The sequence below is a fragment of the Demequina phytophila genome, assembly GCF_000971135.1.
Lineage (GTDB): Bacteria > Actinomycetota > Actinomycetes > Actinomycetales > Demequinaceae > Demequina > Demequina phytophila.
Window position 1 is genome coordinate 153672 of the sequence record NZ_BBLW01000008.1, and the last position, 11699, is coordinate 165370.

The 11699-nt window shown below is 70.9% G+C and carries 9 protein-coding genes and 1 pseudogene; 1 reads left to right on the plus strand and 9 read right to left on the minus strand.

The genetic code is table 11. The annotated features are described in order from the left end of the window. Window positions 1-33 precede the first annotated feature (33 nt). The 9 genes and pseudogenes from nuoH to AOM01_RS12630 all read right to left on the minus strand — a co-directional run bounded on the left by nuoH (window position 34) and on the right by AOM01_RS12630 (window position 10129). Window positions 34-1368 carry an NADH-quinone oxidoreductase subunit NuoH gene (nuoH, locus tag AOM01_RS12590; protein WP_062294142.1) on the minus strand — a complete coding sequence of 445 codons (1335 nt, stop codon included), beginning with the start codon at window positions 1366-1368 and terminating at the stop codon, window positions 34-36. Then, entirely contained in the window at window positions 1368-3851 is a 2484-nt protein-coding gene (locus AOM01_RS12595; protein ID WP_062294144.1) for an NADH-quinone oxidoreductase subunit G, read from the minus strand. Before AOM01_RS12595 ends, nuoH begins: the two co-directional genes overlap by 1 nt. Then, window positions 3848-5176, minus strand: coding sequence for an NADH-quinone oxidoreductase subunit NuoF (gene nuoF, locus AOM01_RS12600; RefSeq protein ID WP_062294146.1), 1329 nt, complete (start codon window positions 5174-5176; stop codon window positions 3848-3850). Before nuoF ends, AOM01_RS12595 begins: the two co-directional genes overlap by 4 nt. Window positions 5177-5187: 11 nt before the next feature. Further along, window positions 5188-5829: pseudogene (nuoE, locus tag AOM01_RS12605) on the minus strand (NADH-quinone oxidoreductase subunit NuoE); the annotation flags it as partial. Beyond that, window positions 5826-7169 carry an NADH-quinone oxidoreductase subunit D gene (locus AOM01_RS12610; RefSeq protein ID WP_062294149.1) on the minus strand — a complete coding sequence of 448 codons (1344 nt, stop codon included), beginning with the start codon at window positions 7167-7169 and terminating at the stop codon, window positions 5826-5828. The gene AOM01_RS12610 and the pseudogene nuoE, both read right to left, overlap by 4 nt. Continuing rightward, window positions 7166-7882 (minus strand): NADH-quinone oxidoreductase subunit C, encoded by a 717-nt coding sequence (locus AOM01_RS12615; RefSeq protein WP_082110239.1) that lies wholly within the window; start codon window positions 7880-7882, stop codon window positions 7166-7168. The genes AOM01_RS12610 and AOM01_RS12615 overlap by 4 nt, the downstream gene beginning before the upstream one ends. Next, window positions 7879-8430 carry an NADH-quinone oxidoreductase subunit B gene (locus AOM01_RS12620; protein WP_062294151.1) on the minus strand — a complete coding sequence of 184 codons (552 nt, stop codon included), beginning with the start codon at window positions 8428-8430 and terminating at the stop codon, window positions 7879-7881. The genes AOM01_RS12615 and AOM01_RS12620 overlap by 4 nt, the downstream gene beginning before the upstream one ends. 3 nt (window positions 8431-8433) lie before the next feature. Beyond that, entirely contained in the window at window positions 8434-8793 is a 360-nt protein-coding gene (locus AOM01_RS12625; RefSeq protein WP_082110240.1) for an NADH-quinone oxidoreductase subunit A, read from the minus strand. Between the two features lie 40 nt (window positions 8794-8833). Further along, window positions 8834-10129 (minus strand): geranylgeranyl reductase family protein, encoded by a 1296-nt coding sequence (locus tag AOM01_RS12630; protein WP_062294152.1) that lies wholly within the window; start codon window positions 10127-10129, stop codon window positions 8834-8836. A 246-nt stretch (window positions 10130-10375) separates the two neighbouring features. Here AOM01_RS12630 and AOM01_RS12635 point away from each other — a divergent pair, with 246 nt between their 5' ends. After that, window positions 10376-11650, plus strand: a complete 1275-nt coding sequence (locus AOM01_RS12635; RefSeq protein WP_062294154.1) for a D-arabinono-1,4-lactone oxidase — start codon at window positions 10376-10378, stop codon at window positions 11648-11650. The last annotated feature ends 49 nt before the right edge of the window (window positions 11651-11699 follow it).

Sequence of the window (11699 nt, forward strand, 5' to 3'; positions counted from 1 at the left end):
CGCGATTGACCTTCCAGACCTCGTCGGACCCGCTCACTCGGAGTCCTCCTCTCGTGAACCGACATGCGCCTCGACCGTACGGCCCGAGCGCGGGGAGGGGGGCAGCACCTGGTGCGGCAGCGGCGGCACGGGGTAGCCGCCGGCGAACGCGTCGAGCACCTCGGGCTCGACGTCCTCGCGCGGCTCCTCGTCCTTCGCCGCGGCGTCGGAGATGAAGCTCCACACCGCGACCACCAGCAGGATCGCGATGACTCCGGCGACGGCGTCGAAGACGTTGAGGTCGCGACCGAAGTGGTCGAACGTGGCGCGACCGACGGCGAAGAACACCAGCCAGCCCAGACCCACCGGGATGAGGATCTTCCAGCCGAACTTCATGAACTGGTCGTAGCGGAAGCGCAGCACCGAGCCGCGGATCCACACGAACACGAACATCAGCAGCCAGATCTTCAGGATCAGCCAGATGGGCGGGAAGATGCCGCTGTTGAGGAAGTCGGCACCGGCCCAGGACGCGGGCCACGGCGCACGCCAGCCGCCCAGGAACAGCGTCGACGCGACGGCGGAGACGTTGATCATGTTCATGTACTCCGCGAGGAAGAACCACGCGAACTTCATGGACGAGTACTCGGTCATGAAGCCGGCGACCAGCTCACCCTCGGCCTCGGGGAGGTCGAAGGGCAGGCGGTTGGTCTCGCCGACCATGGAGATGACGTAGAGGATGAACGCCGGGAACAGCGGCCAGATCCACCAGCGGTCGGTCTGCGCCTCCACGATCCCGGAGGTGCTCATGGTGCCCGACAGCATGAACACGGTCACCAGCGACAGGCCCATGGCGAGCTCGTAGGAGATCACCTGCGCGGTCGAACGGATGGCTCCCATGAGCGGGTACGTCGAGCCGGAGGCCCAGCCGCCCAGCACGATGCCGTACACGCCGAGCGCGGCGCACGCGAGGATGAACAGCACCGCGACCGAGAAGTCGGTGAGCTGCAGCGGCGTCGACATGTCCGTGCCGGGGATGTGCGTGACGGGCCCGAAGGGGATCACGGAGAAGATCAGCAGCGCGCAGAACACCGAGATCATGGGCGCCGCGATGTACAGCGCCTTCTCCGAGCGGCGGACGGTGATGTCCTCCTTGAACAGCAGCTTCATCGCGTCGGCGACGGACTGCAGCAGGCCGAACGGACCCAGGCGGTTCGGGCCGGGACGCTCCTGGAGGCGGCCGATCACGCGGCGCTCGAACCACACCGCGAACAGCACGGACGTCAGCAGGAACACGACGACGAGGACGGCCTTGACGATCACCAGCCACAGCGGGTCGGCGGCCAGGGCCTCCGCGACGGGGACGTCCGACGTGGACGCGAGGACGTGCATCACGCCGCTCCCTTCACCGAGACGACGGCGCCGGCGGACGCGCGCAGGTCGCGCGCCACCCAGGAGCCGGGGGACTTCACGGGCACCCACACCACGCCGTCGACCATGTCGGTGACGACGAGCGGCAGCTCGATCGCGCCGGCCTCCGTGGAGACCTCGACGCTCACGGCGTCTCCGAGCGCGGCCGCGGTCGCGGCGGACATGCGGGCGACGGCGACGCGGCCGGTGCCGGCGAGGTAGGGCTCGCCGTCCTGCAGCGCGCCCTCGTCGACCAGCTGGTGCCAGGTCGCGAGGACCGCGGTGCCCTTCTTGGCGCGCGGGTTGCGGGCGGCCTTGGCCTTGGGGGCGGCGGGACGCTCCGCGTCGGTCGCGGCGCCCAGGGCCGCGATCTCCGCGTTGACGGCCTCGACGGTGCCGGTGCCGAGCTCGACGCCCCACTCGCGGGCGAGCAGGTCGAGCACGCGGTGGTCGGACATCGCATCCGTGCGGATCGCCGTCGCGAACGAACGCAGGCGGCCCTCCCAGTTGACGAACGTGCCGGACTTCTCCGACGGCGGCGCGACGGGCAGGACCACGTCGGCGGCATCGGCGATCTCGGAACGGCGCACCTCGAGCGACACCACGAAGCCGGCGCCCTCGAGCGCGGCGGCGACGTCGCCGGTGAGGTCGGAGGCGCTCACGCCGCCGACCACGAGCGCGCCGATGGCGCCCTCGGCGGCCGCCGCGAGGATGCCGGCGGTGTCGCGACCCTTCGCGGCGGGGAGCGAGTCGACGCCCCAGGCCTTGGCGACGGCGTCACGGGGAGCCTTGAGGGCCGCGGTGCGGCCGCCGGGCAGCAGCCCGGGCAGCGCGCCGGCTTCGACGGCGCCGCGCTCGCCGGCGCGGCGCGGGATCCACGCCAGGCGGGCACCGGTGGACGATGCGACCTCGAGGGCCGCGACGAACGCACCGGGGGCCTCCGCGGCACGCTCGCCGAGCACGACCACAGCGCCGGGCTGGGCCAGGGCTTCGCGGACGTCCGCGGGAAGGTCGGCCAGCGCCGCGGCCTCGCGGCCGGGGGCCGCCGGCACGAGCGTCGCGCCGAGCTTCTCGGCGCCGCGCGTGAGGAACGGCGCGACCGTGGCGATCTGCTGACGGCCGAGCGACTTGCGCAGGCGCAGGAAGACCACGCCGCCCTCGTCCTCGGCCTCGAAGCCGACCAGCAGGACGGCGGGGGCCTTCTCGAGCTCGCCGAAGGTGACGCCCAGGCCGGTGCCGGCGACCTGCGAGCCGAGGAACGCCTGCTCCTCGTCGCTGCCGGTGCGGGCACGCGAGTCGACGTCGTTGGTGCCGAGCACCACGCGCGCGAACTTCTGGAACGCGTACGCGTCCTCGAGCGTCACCCGGCCGCCGGTCAGGACCGCGGCGCCCCGGGCATCGTCGCCCTCACCGGAGGTGGCGGCCTTGATGCCGGCCGCCGCGGCGGCGAGCGCCTCGGGCCACGACACCTCGACCAGGTCGCCGTCCTTGCGGACCAGGGGGCGGGTGAGGCGGTCGGACAGGTTCTGCCACGCGAACGCGAAGCGGTCCTTGTCGGAGATCCAGTCCTCGTTCACCACCGGGTCGTTGTCCGCGAGGCGGCGGAGGATCTTGCCGCGACGGTGGTCGATGCGGATGGCGGAGCCCGACGAGTCGTGCTCGGAGATGCTCGGCGAGGACACGAGGTCGAACGGGCGCGAGCGGAAGCGGTACGCGGCGGAGGTCAGGGCGCCCACGGGGCAGATCTGGACCGTGTTGCCGGAGTAGTACGAGGAGAAGGCCTTGCCGGCCTCGTCGACCGTGGCGGCGCCCACGGGGCGGTAGCCGTCGAAGTCGAGCACGTCCTCGTCGAACGTGCCGATCTGCTGCTGCGCGCCGCGGTTCTGCAGGTCGATGAACGCGTCGCCCGCGATCTCCTTGGAGAAGCGGGTGCAGCGCTGGCACAGGACGCAGCGCTCGCGGTCGAGCAGGATCTCGGAGCTCAGCGCGAGCGGCTTCTCGAAGACGCGCTTGACGTCCACGAAGCGGGACTCGGGCCGGCCGTGGCTCATCGCCTGGTTCTGCAGGGGGCACTCGCCACCCTTGTCGCACACCGGGCAGTCGAGGGGGTGGTTGATGAGCAGCAGCTCCATCACACCCTTCTGGGCGCGGTCGGCTTCCTCGGAGGTGTGCTGCGTGTTCACCACCATGCCCTCGGTGACCGTCATGGTGCACGAGGCCTGCGGCTTGGGGAACGCACGCAGGTTGCCGTCGGGGCCAGGCGACGCGACGTCGACCAGGCACTGGCGGCATGCGCCGGCCGGCTTGAGGGCCGGGTGGTCGCAGAAGCGCGGGATCTCGATGCCCACCTGCTCGGCGGCACGGATGATGAGCGTGCCCTTGGGCACGGAGACCTCGGTGCCGTCGATGGTCAGGGTGACGGTGTCGACCACCGCCGCTGCCGGCTTGTCCGCGGTCGCGGTCATGCGTGCGCCTCCTCGGTGGCGGGCGTGTCGGAGTAGTCGAAGAGCGCGGATGCCGCGTGATCGAACGGGCAGCCGCCCTGCTCGACGTGGGCCTCGTACTCCTCGCGGAAGAGCGTGACGGAGCTGATGATCGACGACGTCGCGCCGTCGCCGAGCGCGCAGAACGAGCGTCCGGCGATCGAGTCGCACGTGTCGAGCAGCTGCTGGATGTCGGCCTGCGTGCCGCGGCCGCCCTCGATGCGCTTGAGGATCTGGGTCAGCCAGTAGGTGCCCTCGCGGCAGGGGGTGCACTTGCCGCAGGACTCGTGCTTGTAGAACTCGGTCCATCGGGTCACGGCGCGCACCACGCAGGTGGTCTCGTCGAACAGCTGCAGCGCGCGCGTACCGAGCATGGATCCCGCGGCGCCCACCGACTCGTAGTCGAGCGGGGTGTCGAGGTGCTCCTGCGTGAAGATCGGGGTCGACGAGCCGCCGGGCGTCCAGAACTTGAGCTCGTGGCCCTCGCGGATGCCGCCGGCGAGCTCGAGGAGCTCGCGCAGCGTGATGCCGAGCGGCGCCTCGTACTGCCCGGGGCGGGTGACGTGGCCCGACAGCGAGAACAGGCCCATGCCCTTCGAACGCTCGGTGCCCATGGCCGTGAACCACTCCACGCCCTTGTCGACGATCGCGGGCACGGAGGCCACCGACTCGACATTGTTGACCACGGTGGGGCGGGCGTAGAGGCCGGCGACCGCGGGGAACGGGGGCTTGAGGCGCGGCTGGCCGCGGCGTCCCTCGAGCGAGTCGAGCAGCGCGGTCTCCTCGCCGCAGATGTACGCGCCGGCGCCGGCGTGCACGGTGACGTCGAGGTCGAAGCCGGAGCCGTGGATGTTCTTGCCCAGGTGGCCGGCCTCGTAGGCCTCGCGCACGGCCTGCAGCAGGCGGCGGTACACGTGGACCACCTCGCCGCGCAGGTAGATGAACGCGTGGTTGCAGCCGATCGCGAAGGAGGTGATCGCGACGCCCTCGATGAGCTGGTGCGGCGCAGACATCATCGTGGGGATGTCCTTGCAGGTGCCGGGCTCGGACTCGTCGGCGTTGACCACCAGGTAGCGGGGCCCGCCGTCGTCCGGGGGCAGGAAGCCCCACTTCATGCCGGTGGGGAAGCCCGCGCCGCCGCGGCCGCGCAGGCCCGAGTCCTTGACGGCCTGGATCAGGTCGCCTGGTGCCATGCCGAGCGCCTTCTTGAGCGGCGCGTAGCCGCCTGCCTCGGTGTAGGTGTCGAGGCTCCACGACTTGTCCGAGCCCCAGGTGGCGCTCAGCACGGGGGTCAGCGTGGCGGTCACTTGGCGCCCTCCGTCCAGCCCTGGCCCTTCGCGGCCTCGAGACCCGCGAGGGTCGCCGTGCCGGCGCCCTGGTCCTCGTCCGCGCGGCCGTCCTCGAAGCCCGCGAGCACGCGCGAGACCTGCGTGAACGAGCACACCTTCGCCGGTCCGCGGCTCGGGGCGACGTCCTTGCCCGCGCGGAGGTCGTCGACCACCTGCTTGGCGGATTCGGGGGTCTGGTTGTCGAAGAACTCCCAGTTGACCATCATCACGGGCGCGTAGTCGCACGCGGCGTTGCACTCGAGACGCTCGAGGGTGATCTTCCCGTCCTCGGTGGTCTCGTCGTGACCCACGCCCACGTGCTCGGACAGCTCGTCCCAGATGCGGTCGCCGCCCATGACGGCGCACAGCGTGTTGGTGCAGACGCCCACCTGGTACTCGCCGTTGGGACGGCGCTTGTACTGCGTGTAGAACGTCGCGACGGCGGACACCTCGGCGGCGGTCAGCTCGAGCTGCTCGGCGCAGAACTGGATGCCGTCGGGGCTCACGAAGCCGTCGACGGACTGCACCAGGTGCAGCATCGGCAGCAGCGCGGAGCGCTTGACGGGGTAGCGGGCGATGATCGCGGCCGCGTCCTCGGTCAGGGATACGAGGGTGGTCTCGTCATAGGTCATCGGTCGACGCCTCCCAGCACCATGTCGATCGTGGCGATCGCCACCACGACATCGGCGACCTGGCCACCCTCGGTGAGGATGCCCAGCGCCTGCAGGTTGTTGAATCCGGGGTCACGGAAGTGCGCGCGCCAGGGCTTGGTGCCGCCGTCGGACACCAGGTGGACGCCGAGCAGGCCCTTGGGGCCCTCGATCGCCGAGTACACCTGGCCCGCGGGGACCTTGAAGCCCTCGGTCACGAGCTTGAAGTGGTGGATGAGCGACTCCATCGACTCGCCCATGATGTGGCGGATGTGGTCGAGCGAGTTGCCCTGGCCGTCGGAGCCGACGGACAGCTGCGCGGGCCACGCGATCTTCTTGTCCGCGACCATGACGGGCTGGCCCTCGGTCTGCTCGAGGCGGTCGGCGCACTGCGCGACGATCTTGAGCGACTCGTAGCACTCCTCGAGGCGCAGCACCACGCGCGAGTACGCGTCGGCGTCGGTCGAGGTGGGGACCTGGAAGTCGTAGGTCTCGTAGCCGAAGTACGGGTCCGCCTTGCGGACGTCGTACGGCAGGCCGGCGGACCGCAGGATCGGGCCGGTGATGCCCAGCGCCATGCAGCCCGCGAGGTCGAGGTTCGCGACGCCCTTGAGGCGACCCTTGAAGATCGGGTTCTCGAGCTGGAGGTCCGCGAGCTCGTCGAGCTTCTGCTTGATCTGCGGGATCACCTTGCGGATGAGCGCGACGGCGTCCTCGGGAGCGTCCTGGGCGACGCCGCCCGGGCGGATGTACGCGTTGTTGGTGCGCAGGCCGGAGATGTTCTCGATGACGCGGAACGTGTCCTCGCGCGCGATGAACGCGGTGGTCATGACCGTGGTCGCGCCCATCTCGTTGCCGCCGGTGCCGATGGCGACGAGGTGCGAGCCGATGCGGGTGAGCTCGAGCATGAGCACACGCAGGATGTTCGCGCGCTCGGGGACGTCGTCCGTGATTCCGAGCAGCTTCTCGATGCCCATGCAGTACACGGCCTCCTGCGACATGGACGCGACATAGTCCATGCGGGTGCAGAAGGTCACGCCCTGGGTCCAGGTGCGGTACTCCATGTTCTTCTCGATGCCGGTGTGGAGGTAGCCGATGCCGGCGCGGGTCTCGGTCACCACCTCGCCCTCGAGCTCGAGCATGACGCGCAGCACGCCGTGGGTGGACGGGTGCTGGGGGCCCATGTTGACCACGATGCGCTGCTGCGCGAGGCGGGCGGCCTCGTCCGCGATGTCGGACCAGTCGCCGCCGTAGGCGCTGTACTCGGGGGCGTCGGGGTCCTCGACGAACGCGCCGGTCGCGTGGGGTGCAGTCTGGGTCATCGGTACTGCCTCCGGTTGTCGGGCGAGGGGATCTCCGCGCCCTTGTACTCCACAGGGATGCCGCCGAGCGGGTAGTCCTTGCGCTGCGGGTGGCCTACCCAGTCGTCGGGCATCTCGATGCGGGCGAGCGACGGGTGGCCGTCGAACACGATGCCGAAGAAGTCCCAGGTCTCGCGCTCGTGCCAGTTGTTCATCGGGTAGATGCCGGTGAGGGAGGGGATGTGCGGGTCCTGCTCCGACACGGCGACCTCGACGCGGAGGCGGCGGTTGTGCGTGAGGGACTGCATCGGGTAGACGGCGTGGAGCTCGCGGCCCTGGTCCGCCGGGTAGTGGACGCCGGACACGCCGAGGCACATCTCGAAGCGGAGGTCCTGGTCGTCGCGGAGGTGCTGGGCGACGGCGGGCAGGTGCTCGCGCGCGACGTACAGCGTGAGCTCGCCGCGGTCGACCACCACGTGCTCGATGGCCGCGTCCGCGTCCGCGCCGAGCAGCTCCTCGAGGACGTCCACGACGCCGTCGAACCACTCGCCGTAGGGGCGCTCGGTGGCGCCGGGCATCTCCACGGGCTCGACCAGGAGGTCGTAGCCGGAGGTGTCGCCCTGTGCGCCGAACATGCCCTCGCGGACGTTGATCAGCGTGATGGTCTCGCGCTCGCCGGGCTGGAGGCCGCCCTGGGCGTCGCCGGTGCCGGTGAGGTCCTGGGACTCGCTCAACGCAGCAGACCCTTCATGTCGGAGGTGGGGGTCGCGGAGAGCGCGGCGGCCTCGGCGGCGGCGGCGATCTCGCGGCGGTTGCGGCCCATGGGGGTCTCGCGGACCTGCTTCTGCAGCTCGAGGAGCGCGTTGAGCAGCATCTCGGGGCGCGGCGGGCAGCCCGGCAGGTAGATGTCCACGGGGACCACGTGGTCGACCCCCTGGACGATCGCGTAGTTGTTGAACATGCCGCCCGACGAGGCGCACACGCCCATCGAGAGGACCCACTTGGGCTCGGCCATCTGGTCGTAGACCTGGCGGACGATGGGCGCCATCTTGTTGGACACGCGGCCCGCGACGATCATCATGTCGGCCTGGCGCGGCGAGCCGCGGAAGACCTCGGAGCCCATGCGCGAGATGTCGAAGCGCGGGGTGCCCGTCGCCATCATCTCGATCGCGCAGCAGGCGAGGCCGAAGGTGGCCGGCCAGAGGGATCCCGCCCGCATGAAGCCGACGAAGTCCTCGACCATGCCCAGCATGAACGGAGGTGCGCTCTCTTCAATACCCATAAGTCAGTCCCACTCGAATCCGCCGCGGCGCCACTCGTACACGAAGGGGATCGTGATGAGGGCGAGGAAGGTCATGATCGCGATCAGCCCGAACCAGCCGAGCGCATCGTGCGCGATCGCCCAGGGGTAGAGGAACACGACCTCGATGTCGAAGATGATGAAGGTCATCGCGACCAGGTAGTACTTGATCGGGACGCGTCCGCCGCCGGCGGCGCCCGGGGTGGGCTGCAGGCCGGACTCGTACTGGTCGAGCTTGGCGGCGTTCGCGCGCTTGGGTCCCAGGATGGAGCTGACGAACAGGCCGGCGCCTGCGAGCAGCCCCGCGATCACCATCATCACGATGATCGGCACGTACGGATTCACCGGGAGTTTCCTTCCGTCTTCATCGAGGTCGCGGACGCCCTCAGGCCGCGGGGGCGACCCTCGTCAGGGCGGCGAGCAGCTTGTCAGCCCAGTTCCCGCCACGAGGCTCGTACACATCTGCCAGCAGTCTAGACGTGAATTCCATGACCAAAGGACTAGGAAGACCGTAACGGGTGCACACCTTCATCACGGTCGGATGCTCGACCAGCGAGGCGAAGATGCGCCCGAGGGAGTAGTACCCGCCCAGGTCGTCCTTCATCATCCGCGCGTACGCCGCGAGGGCCGCCTCGCGGTCCCGCGCGCCGGTTGCGTCACGCGATGCCACGGCTGCCTCGGTCGCGCGGCGCGCCGCCTGCATGGCGTACGCGATGCCCTCGCCGTTGAACGGGTTGACCATGCCGCCCGAGTCGCCGACGAGCATCATGCCAGGCACGTAGTGGGGCTGCCGGTTGAACGCCATCGGGATGGCGGCGCCCTTGATGTCGCCCACCTGCTCTCCCAGCTCCCAGTCCTCGGCCGAGTGGTCGAGCCAGTCGCGCAGCAGTGCGCGGTGGTCGAGCTTGGGCGGCGTGCCCTTCGCGCTCAGCGTGCCGAGACCCACGTTGGCGGTGCCGTCGCCCAGCGGGAAGATCCAGCCGTAGCCCGGCAGGAGGTTCGACGCGCCGCGCTCGCCGTCCCAGATCTCCAGGTGGCCCTCCATCCACTCCTCGTCGTGGCGGGGGGTGGTGAAGTACGTGCGGACGGCGACGCCGAGCGGCCGGTTGTCCTTGCGCTCGATCCCCATGCCGAGCGCGAGGCGGGCGCTCACGCCGTCGGCGGCGATGACCAGGGGGGCGCGGAACTCGACGGGGTCGCCCACCTTGCGGCCGCGCTCGTCGGTCTCGCGGGCGACCACGCCGACCACCCTGCCACCGCCAGCGTGCCCGGCCTGGCGCTCGTCGCGGAGCACGGACTCGACGTGCCAGCCCTCGCGGACGTCCGCGCCGCCGGCCCGTGCGTGGTCCGCGAGGCGCTTGTCGAACGCGGCGCGCGGCAGGGACAGCCCGTAGTTCGGGAAGCTCTCCAGGTCGTGCCACGGGAACTCGAGGCGGTGCCCGCCTCCGACCATGCGCAGGCCGTGGTTGGGGATCCACCCCTCCTCGCGCGGCGTGGGCAGCCCGATGAGGTCGATCTCGCGCACCGCGCGGGGCGTGAGGCCGTCGCCGCACACCTTCTCCCGCGGGAACCTCGACTTCTCGAGGGCGATCACGTCGAAGCCCTCGACGGCGAGGTAGCGGGCGGCGGCGGCCCCTCCGGGCCCCGCCCCGATCACGATGACATCGGCCTCAGTACGCACCCGACAAGGGTAGGTGCACGCGCGGGGTGCTCCGCACGGACGAACTCGCCTGCCGACCGCGCTCCACACGGATGCTGCAACTGCAGACGGCCTGGTCGACGTTTGCGGAAACAGATGCAGCGATAGAACGATTCATGCGGCGAAGCGTGTGGAACGTGGTCGACGGCACACGTCGCGAAGGTCACGGCGGGGGCACGATGCGCGCGTGACCACCGCATCGTCCCCCCTGGTGGGTACGGTGACGGTATGAGCGACGCGGGCGTCACCTGGGCGGGGACCTACAGCTTCCGGGCGGAACGGCTGGTGGAGGCGACCACCGTCGACGACGTGCGGCGGGCGGTTCGCCAGGCACCGGGCCGCGTGAAGGCGCTGGGCACGCGGCACAGCTTCAACGACATCGCGGACACCGACGGCACGCTCGTCAGCGTGACGGGCATCGAGGGCGCGCCGCTGATCGACCTCACCAGCCCCTCCACCCCCACGGTGAACGCGCCCGCAGGCATGCGCTACGGCGTGCTGGGACGCTGGCTGCAGCAGCGCGGATGGGCGCTGCACAACACGGGGTCGCTCCCCCACATCTCCGTGGCGGGCGCGACCGCGACAGGCACGCACGGATCGGGGGCGCGCAACGGCTGCCAGTCGACCGCCCTGTCGCGGATCGAGTACGTCGGCGCGGACGGCAAGCAGCACACGGCGCGCGCGGGTCAGCCCGGCTTCGAGGGGCTCGCGGTCGGGCTGGGCGCGTACGGGATCATCACGGAGGTGACGCTGGGCATCCAGCCCACGTACGACATCCGGCAGGACGTCTACACGGGCATGCCGTGGGAGCACCTGTTGTCCGAGACGCCCGCGATCCTCGCGGACGCGTACTCGGTGTCGATCTTCACCACGTGGACCGAGCCCACCGTGCAGCAGATCTGGCGCAAGAGCGGCGTGGGTCTCGACAAGACCCCGCCCGAGGAGTGGCACGGCGCGGTCCGCAGCCCGGCATCCGACGCGCGCCTCGTGGACGGCGACCCCGACGCGCTCACGCCGCAGGGCGGTGAGCCCGGGCCGTGGATCGATCGTCTCCCCCACTTCCGGCTGACCCACACCCCGTCGAACGGGGCGGAGATCCAGACCGAGTACTTCGTGCCCATGGAGGTCGCGGGCGAGGCGCTCGCCGCGGTGCGCGCGCTCGGCGACCTCATCACCCCGCTGCTGCTGGTCTCCGAGTTGCGCGCGGTCGCGGCGGACGACCTGTGGCTCTCGGGCGCCTACGGCCGCGACACCCTTGCGATCCACTTCACCTGGGCGCTCGAGCCGGACGCGGTGCGGGCGGTGCTGCCCGAGATCGAGCGCGCGCTCGCGCCGTTCGACGCGCGGCCCCACTGGGGCAAGTGGCACGCGTTCACCGCCGCGGACATCGCCCGCGTGCACCCGCGGATCGCCGACGCGCGGGAGCTGTTCGAGTCGCTCGACCCCGATGGGCGGTTCGTCAACGACTACCTGGTGCGCGCCGGCGTGCGCGACGCCAGGTGACGCGGGGGCGGCCGCCCGGCCCGCGCATCGTCCCCCCGGAGAACGGCCC